The sequence below is a fragment of the Bombella intestini genome (assembly GCF_002003665.1).
GTDB lineage: Bacteria > Pseudomonadota > Alphaproteobacteria > Acetobacterales > Acetobacteraceae > Bombella > Bombella intestini.
The window spans coordinates 41,666-56,850 of the sequence record NZ_JATM01000005.1 but is presented as its reverse complement, the minus strand read 5'-3'; the positions used below and the strand labels follow the sequence as shown (position 1 = coordinate 56,850).

The following is a 15,185-nucleotide window of genomic DNA, read 5'->3' as shown; positions in this document are numbered from 1 at the left end:
CTCCATAGTGGAGGAGCTATGTCTTATTTTACTTACACGCCTCCTCGCACGCCTGTTCCCTTAGGGGGGCGGGTTGGTGTTTTGCTCGTTAATCTTGGTACACCAGATGATACGGGCTATTTTTCCGTTCGCCGTTATCTGAAGGAATTCCTTTCAGATCGCCGGGTGATTGAAGCACATCCGCTTATTTGGCAGCCAATCCTCAACACGCTGGTGTTGGCCCGCAGACCTTTTGCCAGTGGGGCAAATTATGCCCGCATTTGGGACAAGGAGGAGAATGCGTCTCCTTTGCGTGTCTTCACCCGTAAACAGGCTGAAGGCTTGGCAGAGCGTTTAGCACCGGATGGAATCCCGGTGGCCTGGGGGATGCGCTATGGCCAGCCCTCCGTAAAGCAGGCTTTAACAGAGCTGATGGATCAGGGGTGTGATCGTATCGTCAGCATTCCGCTCTATCCGCAGTACTCAGCGACAACGACCGCCACAGCCAATGACCAGCTCTTCCGTGCGCTGATGCGCCTGCGGCGGCAGCCTTCGGTGCTGACAGTTCCTTCTTTTCCTGATCACCCACAGTTTATTGAGGCCCTAGCGGCTTCTGTGCGCCGGGTTTATGACACGCTGTCCTTTAAACCGCAGCGTCTTGTAGCGTCCTATCATGGCTTGCCGAAGGAGTTCGTGGAGAAAGGTGATTCCTATCGGGATGAGTGTGTCCGTACGACCAAGGCGCTGGCTACGGCATTGGGTATGAGCGAGGAAGAGGTTCCTCTGACCTTTCAATCCCGTTTTGGCCCGATGGAATGGTTGCAGCCTTATACGGCCCCTTATATTTCGGCTTTGCCGAAACAGGGCATTACAAAGATTGCCGTCATCATGCCGGGTTTCATGGCGGATTGTATTGAAACGTTGGATGAGATTGGTCGTGAAGTTCGGGAAGAGTTTATGGAGGCAGGCGGTGAGGAGTTCGCCTTTGTTCCTTGCTTGAATGACGCACCGGAGGCTGTCACCCTTTTAGAGGCATTATCCCGGCAGGCGATAAAGGGGTTTCAGTTCTGATTAACGTTGGAATCTGGCGTAATAATAAAAAAACCCGGCCAGAGATGGCCGGGTTTTTCATGTAGGCAGGCTCAAGCCTTAGTGAGCTGCTGGAGCATCACTGTTGGGATGTTCAGCATCATACCACTGAGCCTTCTGGTTAAGAGCAGCAGCAGAATGGTTGTTCTGCCACCAGCCGGAGCCAGTCTGCTTGCTGTCGACAGGGTGTTCCTTGTCCCACTGAGCTGCTTTTTCGGCGATGCTCTTGCGGTATTTATGACGCTGATACATGCCAACGGCACAACCGCCAACGGCGCCTATCACGCTATGCTTATTGGCCACATGGCCAGCAACGGCACCAGCAGCACCATACTTCAGGCAACCACCCGGTTCGGCCATGGCTGGAGCAACAGAGCCAGCCAGTACGGCAGCAGCAATGAGAGAGTAAATCTTGCGGGTCATGTTATGATCCTTGCAGAAAAAATATAACCGGTTTCGTTTCCATGGAAGAGAGGGTCGGTCTTCCACTCAACAATGGAAAAAGCACGTCCCCTTATTGCCTATAAAGGAGGGGGGCGTCCATCGCCCTAACGATATGGTGAATAGATGAAAGACAGAACACCCGTGGGGTATAATTTTTACTTTAAGAATATGATCACGTCACTTGTATAGAGGGTCTTACTACGTGAAGGGTCCGCACAGGTTACGTCTACTCTACATAACGCTTAACAGATGAACTTGTCTGGGGAAAATAATGGTCGGAGTGAGAGGATTCGAACCTCCGGCCCCTGCGTCCCGAACACAGTGCTCTACCAGGCTGAGCTACACTCCGACTTTGTGGGGCTATTCCTACCCTTCCTCAGGTAAAGGTGCAAGGGGCAAACGGGCTGTTTTTATAGAAAAATGAAGCCTTCTTTACAGGTTTGCGGCTTTTCATACAGAAAACCCGCCCCTAGGAAGATAGGGGCGGGTTTCTGAAGAGATGGAATGAGCAGGAAAGCTCTTCTTGTTCTCTGATTTTTTAGAGGGCTTTGGCCAGAGCGGGGAGAACTTCGAAGAGATCGCCCACCATGCCATAATCGGCCACTTTGAAGATTGGTGCTTCTGGGTCGATGTTGATGGCCACGATCACACGGCTATCTTTCATCCCGGCGAGATGCTGGATAGCACCGGAAAGGCCGGTAGCGATGTAAAGCTCAGGTGCCACAACTTTGCCGGTCTGCCCAACCTGCATCTCGTTCGGTGCGAAGCCGGAATCGACAGCCGCACGAGATGCCCCGATGGCAGCACCCAGCTTGTCAGCAATTGGTTCCAGCAGGGTGTGGAAGTTGCTGGCATCTTTCAGGCCTTTACCACCAGAAATGACCACGCGGGCCACTTCAAGCTCAGGACGGTCTGACTCGCTCTGCTCCAGCTTTACGAAGCTGCTTTTCCCATCATCTGCGGGAGCATCAAGAACTTCGATTGAGGCACTGCCGCCATCTTCGTTCACAGGGTCGAAGCTGGAGGAACGGATGGTCATGATCTTGACGCTGTCGCTGGACTGTACAGTGGCCAGCGCATTGCCCGCATAGATGGGCCGCACGAAGGTGGCGTCATTCTGAATAGCCACAACATCGGAGATCGGCTGTGCATCGAGCAGACCGGCTAAACGGGGTAGGATGTTCTTGCCGGTGGATGATGTTGCAGACAGGATATGGCTGTAGGAGCTGGCAAGACCAGCCAGTAGAGCAGCAGCGGGTTCGGCCAGAGCGTGCTTTAGGGCAGGCACGTGCAGTACCTTGCGGATGCCGGGCAGTTTGCTGGCTGCCTCTGCACCGGCTTCACCCAGAAGCAGGGCATCGACATCGCCGAAGCGGGAAGCCGCTGCAATGGCGGACCGGGAGGCCTGACGGATTACGCCGTTTTCGGCTTCAATCAGAACAAGTGCGGTCATCAGATCACCTTCGCTTCCGTCTTGAGCTTTTCGACCAGCTCTTCCACTGTTTCGACAATGACACCGGCCTTGCGCTCCGGTGGCTCAGCCACGCTGATGATTTTCAGATGTGGGGTCAGATCCACACCGAGGGAGTCGGCTGCGATCGTCTCCAGTGGCTTTTTGCGGGCCTTCATAATGTTGGGCAGGGACGCATAGCGTGGTTCATTGAGGCGCAGGTCCGCCGTGATGACAGCCGGGAGGGTGAGGGAAACGGTCTCTGTCCCACCATCAACCTCACGGGCGACACTGACCTTACCGTCTGCAATCTCCACCTTGCTGGCGAAGGTTCCCTGCGGCCAACCCAGACGAGCGGCTAGCATCTGGCCGGTGGCATTCATGTCATCATCAATGGCCTGTTTGCCCATGGAGATAAGGCCCGGCTGTTCTTTCTCCACAACAGCCTTGAGAAGGCTGGAGACGACACGGGGTTCGATCTCGGCATCGGTCTGAACGAGGATGGCCCGATCGGCCCCCATGGCCATGGCCGTACGCAGAACATCCTGAGCTACTTGCGGGCCGATGGAAACAGCAATCACTTCGTCCGCCTGACCTTTTTCACGGAGGCGTAGGGCTTCTTCCAGAGCAATTTCGTCGAACGGATTCATGGACATTTTCACGCCCTGCGTTTCGACACCACTACCATCAGCCGCAACACGCGGCTTGATGTTGTAATCAACAACCCGTTTGACGGGGACAAGAACCTTCATGGTCATCCTTCGTTGCTGTCGCAGCTCAACGTAAAACTGTAGTCAGACTATCCGCTTTTCTTTCAAAAGTCACATCCCGGAAGGATAGTTGGGCCCGCTACTGCCTTCTGGCGTACACCAGTTGATGTTCTGTGTAGGGTCTTTGATGTCGCAACTCTTGCAATGCACGCAGTTCTGGGCGTTGATGACCAGTTCTTCTGTCTCGCTGGTTTCATAGACACCTGCAGGGCAGTAGCGGCTCTCCGGTGCGGCAAAGCGGGCAAGGTTGGTGGCCTTCCATGTGGCCATGTCCTGCACTTTCAGATGCACGGGCTGGTCTTCATCATGGCTGAGATTGCTGAGGAAGACGGACTCGGCCCGGTTAAATGTTAGCTTGCCATCAGCTTTGGGGTAGCTGATCTTCGGGGCTTGTTCGGCGGGGAGTAGGGTCTCGTTGTCGGCATGGCGGTGGCGCAGTGTCCACGGGGCTTTTCCACGAAAGATCATGCTGTCGATCCCGCTGTAGAGGGCACCGCCCAGCATACCCCAGTGGGAGAACGCAGGACGGATGTTGCGTGCAGCGTGCAGTTCCTTCCAGAGCCACGAATTTTTGAGGCGTTCCATGTAGGAGGTCGCTTCACTCTGTCCGTTCTGGATGGCTTCTATCACGGCCTCGGCAGCGATAATGCCGGATTTCATGGAAGTGTGGATGCCCTTGATCTTAGGCATGTTGAGGAAGCCAGCGCAGTCACCCGTTAGCACCCCACCGGGGAAGACGGGATGAGGGAGGGACTGCACGCCACCTTCGGAGATGGCCCGTGCCCCGTAAATGATACGCCGTCCGCCTTCAAAATGTTTCCGGAAAGCTGGATGCTGCTTGGTGCGCTGCATTTCCTCAAAAGGGGATAGCCACGGATTGCGGTAATCCAGAGCGGTGATGAAGCCGTATGAAACGAGATTCTTGCCGAAATGATACAGGAAGGCTCCGCCATAGGTATGGGTATCCAATGGCCAGCCGAAACTATGCTGCACGAAACCGGGACGGTGCTTTTCCGCCGGGATTTCCCAGACCTCCTTGATGCCGAGGCCGAAGGTCTGTGGGTCGGCCTCCTTGCGGAGGTCATAAGCTGCCATAGCTTTCTTGCTGAGGGAGCCTCGTGCGCCTTCGGCAAGAATGGTTTGTTGGGCCCGTAGGATCATACCCGGCATATAGTCCGGCTTTTCTTCCCCGTTGCGGCCAACACCCATGTCACCCGTGATGACACCGCAGACTTTGCCATCCTCAATAAAGAGATCAGCCCCGGCAAAACCGGGGTAGATTTCCACGCCCAGAGCTTCGGCCTGTTCGCCTAGCCAGCGGCAGAAGGCTCCGAGGGAAATGACATAATTGCCCCGGTTGTCCATCTGCGGCATGAGCAGGTGCAGAGCGGGAACGGGGAGAGCGGATTTTTCGGTCAGGAAGAGCAATTTTTCATCGCTGACGGGTGTATCCAGCGGTGCCCCCCGTTCTTTCCAGTCTGGAAAGAGTTCGGCCAGTGTTGTGGGCTCTAACACGGCACCGGAGACGATATGGGCACCGACCTCGCTGCCTTTTTCCAGCAGGCAGACGGAGAGTTCCGGGTTTTCCTGGCGCAGCCGGATGGCAGCGGTCAGGCCCGCAGGACCCCCACCCACGATGACGACATCAAAGGCCATTTCTTCCCGTTCGATGGCGGAATTATCGCTCTGTGGCTGTGTCATGGGGTACTCTCCTGCGGGTTGTCTGAAACATGAAGGGGTGTACGGGGGTGAGGTATCTCACCCTTTCCGTGTGAAGGTCCAGTAAAAAGGCTGCCGCCCTTCACGGAAGGCCTTGGCCTCGTAACGGGTGGGGGACCAGCCTTCTGGTCGCTCCAGTGCGGGGGCTGGGGCCTCGAAGAGGTCCTGCTGGCCCATCACTTCTGTTACCCATTCTTGATAGACGGGATGGTCGCTGGCGACACGCCAATGGGCACCGGGTTTGAGGAGTCGAGCCATTTGCCGGATATTTTCGGGGTGGATGAAACGCCGCTTGGCATGGCGGGCTTTTGGCCATGGGTCCGGAAACATAAGATAGGCCCGGTCTAAGCAGCTATCAGGCAGGCCTTTTAGCAACTGGCGGCCGTCTTCTGCCCAGAGGCGCAGATTGTCCGGCCCTAGGGCGGTGGCTTCTTCACCTTCTGGAATGATGCGGGAGAGGAGGGAGCAGACGCCGTTGTCGAACACTTCAGCGGCGATATAGCCGGTATCGGGGTTCCGGGCGGCTTGATCGAATGCATGTTCGCCACCGCCGAAGCCGATTTCCAGAAATAGTTTGGAAACGGGTTTACCAAAGCCTTTCAGTGGCTCGGCGATATTCCGGAAGTGCACACGGGGCAAGGCTTCATCTAGAAGACGCTGCTGGCGGGGGCGAAGAGGATGGCCACGCTGGCGGCCATAGAGACGTTCGGGTTGGGGTTTGATGTCGTCAGGCAATGGTCGATACACAGTCTGAAAATGGCAAAAAGCCCCGCCCTTGGCGCATGATCATGCGGGCAGGGAAGGGGCTTACAGGTGGAAGGGGGTAGGAAAAACCCCCTCCACGGAGAAAGACTTAGCGGTTGAGCGCACTCTTAAGCTGCTCGGCTAGGTCGGTGTTCTCCCATGTGAAGTTGTCCAGAGCCGGGTCCGGAATACGGCCAAAATGCCCGTAAGCGGACGTCTTGGTGTAGATCGGGCGGTTTAGGCGCAGGCGCTCACGGATGCCACGAGGGGAGAGATCGACCATCTCGTTCAGCAGGGAACCGAGGCGGACTTCATCCACATCTTTGCCGGAGCCATCCAGATCGACATAGACGGATAGCGGGCGGGACACGCCGATGGCGTAGCTGAGCTGGATGGTGCAGCGATCTGCCAGACCAGCAGCTACCACGTTCTTGGCGAGGTAGCGTGCGGCATAAGCGGCGGAACGATCCACTTTGGTTGGGTCTTTACCGGAGAAAGCACCACCACCATGAGGAGCAGCACCACCGTAAGTGTCCACGATGATCTTACGACCTGTCAGACCGGCGTCACCATCCGGCCCGCCGATGACGAAGTTGCCAGTCGGGTTGACGTAGAATTCATGCTCTGGGCACATCCAGCCCTCTGGCAGGACCTCACGCACGGTCTCACGCACCATCTCACGGATGGTATTCTGCCGCATACCTTCGGCATGCTGGGTGGAGACAACGATGGAGGTTGCCCCAATCGGCTTGCCATCCACATAGCGCAGTGTGACCTGGCTCTTAGCATCCGGCAGCAGCCCAACGCCACGGGCATCGCCCTGCTTACGGTAGTCACGGATGCGCTCCAGAATGCTCTGAGCGTAGAAGAGGGGGGCGGGCATTAGCTCTTCGGTTTCACGTGTAGCGAAACCAAACATGATACCCTGGTCGCCTGCGCCTTCATCCTTATCGCCTGCACTGTCCACACCGACAGCGATATCGGCAGACTGGGCATGGAGGAAGGAGGTGATTTCAGCCTTCTTCCAGGAGAAGCCTTCCTGGTCGTAGCCAATGTCCTTGATGGCCTGACGGGCACGGTCAATCAGGGTGTTTTCCACGGCCTTGGGGCCACGGACCTCACCAGCAAGAATGACCCGATTGGTGGTAACCAGCGTTTCACAGGCTACACGGGCTTCTGGGTCGGCTTCAAGATAGGCGTCCAGGACGGTATCGGAGATACGGTCTGCCACCTTGTCAGGATGACCTTCGGAAACGGATTCAGACGTAAAGAGAAAATCGCCGTGATTGCGCACTCAGGGACCTCGCAGGGAATGAGTGGTGAAAAGAGGCTGCCCCTGCCCCCCGAAAGGCACAAGTGACAGGAATTAAGAGTCTTACCGCTTGGCTGAAAATACCCTCGAGGTCAAGAGCAGGCTACCAGATGGCTGGGTTGGGTCGGGGCAGTGAATGGCTGAAAACATCCAGAGTTAGCATTGTTTGTAATGTGTTGTATGGGGGAAGGCTACGGATATGGAGGGTGTGTTTTTAGATGGCTGAATGTATGGGAGGGCAGGGGAGCCTTTTTCAGGAAGAGACGGATTTTCTGAAAAGCCAGCTGATCACGTATTTGGGCAATAAGAGGGCACTTCTTGGGTTTATCGAGACAGCCATTGTCGATGTGAAAGCGAGATTGGGGAAGGAGCGTATTGATTTCCTAGACCTATTTTCAGGCACGGGTGTTGTGGCCCGTATGGCTAGGCGCCACGCTCGATCTATCCATTGCAATGACCTTGAAGACTATAGTTTTGTGACGAATAGTTGTTATCAGACTAATAGGGCTGATATTGATTTTCGTGAATTGAACCATGAGATAAAGCGAGTCAGAGCGGCTATTGAGGAGTCTTTTTCTCCGGGGTTCATTGCCGCTTTATATGCTCCCCAGGATGATGATAATATCAAATATGGGGAACGGGTTTTTTATACGAGACGGAACGCCATATTTCTGGATAGTTTCTGTAGAGTGCTTACCCAGACACCTGACCATCTAAGACCTTATGTCCTTGCTCCTGTTATTGCTCAGGCCTCGGTGCATACAAATACGTCCGGGGTTTTCAAAGGGTTTTATAAGAATCGGGCTGGGGTTGGACAGTTTGGCGGCAATTCACGCAATGCCCTTTCTCGGATTATGCGTAATATCGAAGTGGTTGAACCTGTTCTGAGTAATTTTAACTGTGAGTCTTTTGTTTATAAATCAGATGCAAATGACATCGTGAACGGGCTGGAAAAGGTGGATATTGCCTATTTTGATCCCCCTTATAATCAGCACCCTTACGGGTCGAACTATTTCATGCTGAATCTTCTCTGTGACTATAAAGAACCACACGATATCAGTAGAGTTTCCGGCATCCCCAAATCATGGAACCGTTCTTCCTATAACAAGGAACGTTATGCAGAAAAGAGCCTGTTTGATGCCATTGAAAAGGTGAAGGCTGATTTTGTGCTTATTTCCTACAATTCGGAAGGATTCATAAAACAGGATCGTTTCATGTCGGAGCTGTCTTCACTGGGTGAAGTGAGTGTCATGGACAGGCAGTATAATACATTCCGCGGTTGTCGTAATCTGTCTGATAGAGAGATATATGTAACAGAGAATTTGTATCTGGTTGATAAAAGGTAAGATATGTCAAAAAAGAATGAGCTTCGGGTTCAGCATTTGGGAACAATACTTAATGCTAGGTCGAAGATACAGGAAAAGTCTCTCATGACGGCTGTTCTCGATGTGGTTGAGAGATTAGGTGAGCAGTTTCCTTTTATTGAGCTTGATCATGTTTCTGAATGGAAACTGAAATACATCATAGAAAATCTCATCTCCATATTTCCTGGTGTAGATTTTAGTTGCTACTTTGATACGTCATCAATGCGGCCTGATGGAGGGATTTTATCGTTAAAATCGAACGATGGCGGCCTGTATCCGATTTTGATCTCGGAGAAGAAAAATCAGGGGACGAACGATCTTCGTCTTGCTGAGGGAAAGGCCAGACAGGCTAAAGGAAATGCTATTGAACGACTGGGCAAGAATGTCATTGGGTTCAGAACGGCCATGAAGATGGAGGCAATTTTTCCATTTGTCTGTTTTGGTGATGGCTGCGACTTTGACGAGCGGTCCAGTATTTTGGATCGGGTCGTCACGATTGCTCAGTTTGGTCAGTTAAATCATGAACATTTATATGATCAGGGCGCACGAGGAGAGTTTGATAGAGGGACTTTCTACTTCAGGGTTGAGGAATGGAGTGAAAGTGAAATGGCAGAGCGTATGTACAGCATCGCCGAGAAGAGCATCTATTATTACTTCTCCCGCTATGGAAAAGAGAGATTCCATTTAAGAGAGCACTAACCAATCGTATTTTACGGAATGACAGGCGAGAGCATTATACTGGGTGCTCTCGCCTGCTGTAAGGTAGATCAGGGTGTGTTCAGCACATCCTGCATGCCATAAAGACCGGCTGTGCGGCGGGCATCGGCCAGCCAGAGAGCAGCCTTCAGGGCACCACGGGCAAAGACCCGGCGATCTAGTGCTCGGTGAGAGAGAGAGATTTCTTCATCAGCCGCAAAGAAGCGCAGATCATGTTCGCCCACGACTTGCCCCCCACGCAGGGAGGCAAAACCGATGGCCCCGTCAGGTCTCTTCCCGTTTTGGTCTAGCCGTTTGACGGCTTCGAACTCGTCGTCCCGCCCAGCGGCAACGGCCCGTCCAATAGCTAGAGCGGTGCCAGAAGGAGCATCTAGCTTCTGGCGGTGATGGACCTCCAGAATTTCGGCGTCGTAATCTGGCAGGGCGGCACCAAGCTGACGAGCCAGAGAGAGCAGCATCGTCAGGGCTGGGGAGAAATTAGCCGCCTGTAGTACGGCGACTTGTGCGGCAGCGTCCTGCACGGCCTGCTGGGCGGTGCTGTCCAGCCCTGTTGTCCCCAATACCCATGCGCACCCTGCTTTTGCGAAGGCTTTGGCGTGGGCAGGAACAAGGCTGGCATGGCTGACATCAATGATGACATCACATGTGCCCGCTAGCTCGGCCGCATCTGTAACGATGTTACGGGCCGGGTCTGCTGTGCGGGATAGCCCCCCGACCAGAAGAGGTCCGGCTTCCTCGGCGCAGAGATGGCCGAGACGGCCCGTGATGCCCGCAATGCCGATACGAGGAGAGGTGCTGCTCATCTCTGGTGTCCTTTACCGATCGAGGAATTTTTTAACATGGGCAAAGAAGCCATTATGCTCCGGGCTGCCCTTGCTGTGGTCGCCACTTTCCGCCTCGAACTCCTTCAGCAATTCCCGCTGGCGTTTGGTCAGATGGCTGGGTGTTTCCACGGTAATGCGGATGTACATATCTCCCCGTGCCTTGGAGTGCAGGACGGAGAATCCTTTGCCACGCAGACGGAAATTGTCGCCTGTCTGTGTTCCAGCAGGAATCTTGACGGTTGTCCGACCACCATCAATCAGCGGCACTTCAATTTCATCACCCAGAGCGGCTTGTGTCATGCGTAGGGGCACACGGCAGTGGATGTTGGCACCATCACGCTCAAAGAGGCTGTGACTGTCCACAGTGACCAGCACATATAGGTCACCCGGCTGGACGCCCTCACCACCGGCTTCGCCTTTGCCTGCGACACGAATACGTGTGCCATCTTCGATACCAGCCGGAACGTCAATCTTGATGGTTTCTCTAGCGGCCTCAGTACCGCTGCCGTGGCAGCTGCGGCATGGGTTGCTGACGGTCTGACCCGCACCGTTACAGGTTGGGCAAGGGCGTTCCACCACGAAGAAGCCCTGCTGGACTCGTACAGCCCCTTGGCCATGGCAGGTCTGGCACGTTTGCTTGCTGGCATTGGGGTCGGCAGAGCCAGAGCCTTGACAGCTTGAGCAAGCCTTGCGGGTGGCGATTTCGACTTCTTTGCTGACACCGGAGAACGCTTCTGTCAGGCTGATGTCGATCTGGACTTGCACGTCCTCGGCTTGACGCTGCTGGCGGCCACGGCGTCCACCCATATTGAACATCTGTTCGAAAATGTCGCCAAGCCCACCAGCATCGAACCCGCCAAAGCCGCCACCGAAGCCACCAGCGCCGCCACCGCCGCCCATGCCATTTTGAAAGGCATCATGGCCGAAGCGGTCGTAAGCGGCCCGTTTTTGGTCGTCTTTCAGTACTTCGTAGGCGGCATTAATTTCCTTGAACTTTAGTTCAGCTTCTTCGTCCCCCGGGTTGCGGTCGGGGTGATAGCGCATAGCCAGTTTGCGGTAGGCTTTCTTAATTTCTTCACCGCTGGCAGAACGTGAGACACTCAGTGTCTCGTAATAATCCATCTGTGTAGCCATAATGATCCTCAGTCACGCAGGAGAGCGGACACCCGGACAAGGCGTGCGGGGTGTGACCTGCCAGTAGGCAGATGTAGGGCCCTCAATGTAAAAAGGGCGCCAGTATCCCCAGAGGAGGGGGAAACAGGCGCCAATCGCAAGAAAAAGAGCCCGGCGTAGAGATGCCGGACTCCATTCCTTCTAGCGATTATTTCTTCTTCTTGTCGTCAACCTCTTCAAACTCGGCGTCGACAACATCTTCGTCAGCTTTGCCACCGGCCTGATGCTCTTCACCAGCAGCAGCACCACCCTGATGGACAGCCTGACCAACCTTCATGGCAACCTGTGTCAGATGCTCGCTGGCACTCTTGATGGCTTCGGCATCCTCACCACCCAGAGCCTCACGGGCCTTCTTGATGGCCTCCTCGGCTTCGGTCTTATCAGCAGCCGGAACCTTGTCACCATTCTCGGAGAGGGTCTTCTCCGTCTGATGGATCATGGCTTCGGTGTTGTTGCGCAGGTCCACCAGTTCGCGACGGGTTTTATCGGCAGAAGCGTTTTCTTCAGCTTCCTTGACCATGCGATCAATGTCCGCATCGGAGAGACCGCCATCGCTCTTGATGGAGATGTTCTGCTCCTTGCCGGTAGCCTTGTCCTTGGCGGAGACGTTCACGATACCGTTGGCGTCGATGTCGAAGGTCACTTCAATCTGCGGCACGCCACGGGGAGCCGGAGCAATACCTGTCAGGTCGAAGTTGCCGAGCAGCTTGTTGTCCGCAGCCATCTCACGCTCACCCTGGAAGACCTTGATGGTCACGGCAGGCTGGTTGTCTTCAGCTGTGGAGAAGGTCTGGCTCTTCTTGGTCGGGATCGTTGTGTTACGGTCGATTAGACGTGTGAAGACACCACCCAGCGTCTCGATGCCGAGGGAAAGCGGGGTCACGTCCAGCAGCAGCACGTCCTTCACGTCACCCTGAAGCACACCACCCTGCACGGCAGCACCGATGGCGACCACTTCGTCCGGGTTCACGTTGCGAGCGGGTTCTTTACCGAAGAACTCCTTCACGCTTTCCACGACCTTCGGCATACGGGTCTGACCACCAACAAGGATGACTTCCTTGATGTCGGCTGGTGTCAGCTCAGCATCCTTCAGGGCCTTGCGGCAGGGCTCCAGAGACCGCTTGATGAGGTCTTCCACGAGGCTTTCCAGCTTCGCACGGGTCACCTTGACGACCAGATGCTTCGGACCGGAGGCATCAGCCGTGATGAAGGGCAGGTTGACTTCTGTTTCCTTAGCGGAGGACAGCTCGATCTTGGCCTTCTCAGCGGCTTCCTTCAGACGCTGGAGAGCCATCTTGTCCGTGCGCAGGTCCAGACCCTGTTCACGCTTGAACTCGTCAGCCAGATAGTCGATCAGCTTGTTGTCGAAGTCCTCACCACCGAGGAAGGTGTCGCCGTTGGTGGACTTCACTTCGATCACGCCATCGGAGATCTCGAGGATGGAGATGTCGAACGTACCACCACCAAGGTCATACACGGCCACGTTGCCGGAATCACCTTTCTCCAGCCCGTAGGCGAGTGCAGCGGCGGTCGGCTCATTGATGATGCGCTTAACGTCCAGACCAGCAATACGGCCAGCATCGCGGGTGGCCTGACGCTGTGCGTCGTTGAAGTAAGCCGGAACGGTGATGACGGCCTCGGTCACCTTCTCGCCCAGATAGGCTTCTGCCGTTTCTTTCATCTTGCCCAGCACGAAGGCAGAGATCTGGGACGGAGCGTAGTTCTCGTCACGAGCACGCACCCAAGCATCGCCGTTGTCACCCTTTACGATTTCGTAAGGAACGGTCTTCTGGTCCTTAGCGACGGTCGGGTCGTCATAACGACGGCCGATCAGACGCTTGACGGCATAGAGCGTGTTGGCGGGGTTGGTGACGGCCTGACGCTTAGCAGCCTGACCGACCAGACGCTCACCGCTTTCTGTAAAGGCGACAACGGACGGCGTGGTGCGGGCACCTTCGCTGTTCTCGATGACCTTGTTTTCGTTACCTTCGCGGACTGCAACGCAGGAGTTGGTTGTCCCGAGGTCAATACCAATAATCTTACCCATGGATATCTGTCCCTTTTCAGCGGTTTCTCACGACCCCCTCAAGGCATCGTAGGGAAACCCTATGTGTGACGTTATCATGTTTGGGGAGCAGGGTATGCTGTGCCCCTTGTTCCCCGATTTGGGGAGAGGAACTTACGGTTTCAAGGGAATAGGGGGAAAAGATTTACTAATTTTTGCCAGTACCATAGAGGAGTTTATTTTTGGTCAGGACCTCCTTTTTGAGGTAAGGTCTTTCCGTCATTTCGCAACCGGCTTTTTTCGTGGGAGCCCGTCTTCTGTCCTGTCTTTTTTCCCTGTTCCGCCAGGCGGGCTTTCCGCTCTCCCTGTTTTCCGAGCTAGGGCGGAGGCAGGGCCTGTTCCGGCTTCCAGCTCTTGCTTTATTGTCTGGTAGTTTTCTGCTGCTGGGAGGGTGCCAGCCCATAGGGCCGGAGCATCTCCAGAACGACCAGCTCGCCTACTCTCGGGCGTTGGGGGAAGTGCAGAAGCGTGAGATGCTGCTAAATATTGTACGTCTGCGCTATGGTGAGCCACCGGCCTTTCTGGACACGACGCAGGTCATTGCGGGTTATAATGTCTCCCGTAGTTTTTCGGGGGGGTATTATGGCTATCCAGCGTCTGCCGTAAGCAATTATCTGTTTGGTAGCGGTACAGTGTCGCAGGCGGAGAACCCGACCATCACTTACCAGCCGATGACGGGCGAGCAGTATGCAGAAAATGTAGTGCGCCCCATCTCTCCCACAGCCATTATGCCGCTCAGCTTGGGCGGCATGGCCATTGATACCCTGTTGCGGCTGACAGCTCAGTCCATTGATGGCCTTTCTAATGTGCGGGGGGTAGGGCCTTTTGGGGGCGGGTCTGTACGCTTCTACCTTTTGCTGCATGACCTCCGCCAGCTCCAGCTTGCCGGGGCGATGACGGTTCGTATTTCTACGGACGATCCATCCGCTTCAGGCAGAGGGGGCAAATCGGGCAGCGGTAGTAATGGTCAGGGCAGTGGCAATGCCGGGGGCGGTGCGAATGGCAACGGTTCTGGAGGGGCCTCCGGTGAACATATCTATCTTGTGTTGACGACAACGGCAGATAGTAATCTTCAGGCCATTCAAGGGGAGGTGCGCCGCCTCCTGCATCTGGACCCCAATGCGACAGAGGCAGAGATTGTTTATGGGCCTTACCCTAAGAAACAGGGGCAGGTTGCTATTCTCACTCGTTCCATGTTGGCGATGTTGACTCAGCTTTCCTATGAAATGGATGTACCGGAGAGGGATGTCCGTTCTGGTCGGACACTGCCAACCATTGGGCAGGTCGGTATCGAGAGCCGACCAGAGGTAGCCATTCATTCTGGGGCGAGTGCGCCAGATGGTAGTTATGTTTCTGTCTTCTACAAGAAATGCTGGTACTGGATTTCCGATACGGACTTCCGCAGCAAGGAAGCTTTTACCATGGTTCAGGTACTGAGTAATCTTGCGGCAACCAGCCATAGTGGCGGGGCCGTTGTGACAATCCCGGCAGGATGACCGAGCGCTGGATTATGGTGTGGATATAGCGGAATAATG

At 54.9% G+C, this 15,185-nt stretch carries 13 protein-coding genes and 1 tRNA gene; 4 read left to right on the top strand and 10 right to left on the bottom strand.

The window, feature by feature from the left end; genetic code table 11:
* Positions 1 to 18 precede the first annotated feature (18 nt).
* Complete coding sequence (hemH, locus tag AL01_RS08090; protein WP_077397042.1) at positions 19 to 1,050, top strand: ferrochelatase; 1,032 nt, start codon at positions 19 to 21, stop codon at positions 1,048 to 1,050.
* Between the two features lie 78 nt (positions 1,051 to 1,128).
* Here the strand turns inward: hemH and AL01_RS08085 are convergent, their stop codons facing one another.
* From AL01_RS08085 to metK, 7 genes are all read right to left on the bottom strand, one after another.
* Positions 1,129 to 1,491, bottom strand: a complete 363-nt coding sequence (locus tag AL01_RS08085) for a hypothetical protein (protein WP_077397041.1) — start codon at positions 1,489 to 1,491, stop codon at positions 1,129 to 1,131.
* Between the two features lie 293 nt (positions 1,492 to 1,784).
* Positions 1,785 to 1,861, bottom strand: a tRNA-Pro gene (locus AL01_RS08080).
* Positions 1,862 to 2,050: 189 nt separating this feature from the next.
* Positions 2,051 to 2,965: an electron transfer flavoprotein subunit alpha/FixB family protein gene (locus tag AL01_RS08075; RefSeq protein ID WP_077397040.1), complete on the bottom strand. Its 915-nt coding sequence runs from the start codon at positions 2,963 to 2,965 to the stop codon at positions 2,051 to 2,053.
* The gene (locus AL01_RS08070) at positions 2,965 to 3,714 is read right to left on the bottom strand and encodes an electron transfer flavoprotein subunit beta/FixA family protein (protein WP_077397039.1); all 750 of its coding nucleotides are present in this window, start codon (positions 3,712 to 3,714) and stop codon (positions 2,965 to 2,967) included. Before AL01_RS08070 ends, AL01_RS08075 begins: the two co-directional genes overlap by 1 nt.
* A 69-nt stretch (positions 3,715 to 3,783) precedes the next feature.
* Positions 3,784 to 5,433 carry an electron transfer flavoprotein-ubiquinone oxidoreductase gene (locus AL01_RS08065; RefSeq protein WP_241502782.1) on the bottom strand — a complete coding sequence of 550 codons (1,650 nt, stop codon included), beginning with the start codon at positions 5,431 to 5,433 and terminating at the stop codon, positions 3,784 to 3,786.
* A 57-nt stretch (positions 5,434 to 5,490) separates the two neighbouring features.
* Positions 5,491 to 6,186, bottom strand: coding sequence for a tRNA (guanine(46)-N(7))-methyltransferase TrmB (gene trmB / locus AL01_RS08060; RefSeq protein WP_077397038.1), 696 nt, complete (start codon positions 6,184 to 6,186; stop codon positions 5,491 to 5,493).
* 118 nt (positions 6,187 to 6,304) lie between these two features.
* Positions 6,305 to 7,489 carry a methionine adenosyltransferase gene (gene metK, locus AL01_RS08055; RefSeq protein WP_077397037.1) on the bottom strand — a complete coding sequence of 395 codons (1,185 nt, stop codon included), beginning with the start codon at positions 7,487 to 7,489 and terminating at the stop codon, positions 6,305 to 6,307.
* 236 nt (positions 7,490 to 7,725) lie between these two features.
* Between metK and AL01_RS08050 the strand changes: the two genes are divergently transcribed.
* Together AL01_RS08050 and AL01_RS08045 are read left to right on the top strand one after the other, a co-directional pair.
* Positions 7,726 to 8,853: a DNA adenine methylase gene (locus AL01_RS08050; RefSeq protein WP_206599227.1), complete on the top strand. Its 1,128-nt coding sequence runs from the start codon at positions 7,726 to 7,728 to the stop codon at positions 8,851 to 8,853.
* A 3-nt stretch (positions 8,854 to 8,856) separates the two neighbouring features.
* Positions 8,857 to 9,570: an EcoRI family type II restriction endonuclease gene (locus tag AL01_RS08045; protein ID WP_077397036.1), complete on the top strand. Its 714-nt coding sequence runs from the start codon at positions 8,857 to 8,859 to the stop codon at positions 9,568 to 9,570.
* A gap of 68 nt (positions 9,571 to 9,638) precedes the next feature.
* Here AL01_RS08045 and dapB read toward each other — a convergent pair whose 3' ends face one another.
* The 3 genes from dapB to dnaK all read right to left on the bottom strand — a co-directional run bounded on the left by dapB (position 9,639) and on the right by dnaK (position 13,632).
* Positions 9,639 to 10,391: a 4-hydroxy-tetrahydrodipicolinate reductase gene (dapB, locus tag AL01_RS08040; protein ID WP_077397035.1), complete on the bottom strand. Its 753-nt coding sequence runs from the start codon at positions 10,389 to 10,391 to the stop codon at positions 9,639 to 9,641.
* Between the two features lie 12 nt (positions 10,392 to 10,403).
* A complete protein-coding gene (dnaJ, locus tag AL01_RS08035) occupies positions 10,404 to 11,546 on the bottom strand; it encodes a molecular chaperone DnaJ (protein WP_077397034.1) in 1,143 nt (380 codons plus the stop codon).
* A 187-nt stretch (positions 11,547 to 11,733) separates the two neighbouring features.
* Positions 11,734 to 13,632 (bottom strand): molecular chaperone DnaK, encoded by a 1,899-nt coding sequence (dnaK, locus tag AL01_RS08030; protein ID WP_077397033.1) that lies wholly within the window; start codon positions 13,630 to 13,632, stop codon positions 11,734 to 11,736.
* A gap of 491 nt (positions 13,633 to 14,123) precedes the next feature.
* Between dnaK and AL01_RS08025 the strand changes: the two genes are divergently transcribed.
* Entirely contained in the window at positions 14,124 to 15,146 is a 1,023-nt protein-coding gene (locus tag AL01_RS08025; RefSeq protein ID WP_077397129.1) for a hypothetical protein, read from the top strand.
* Positions 15,147 to 15,185: the final 39 nt, after the last annotated feature.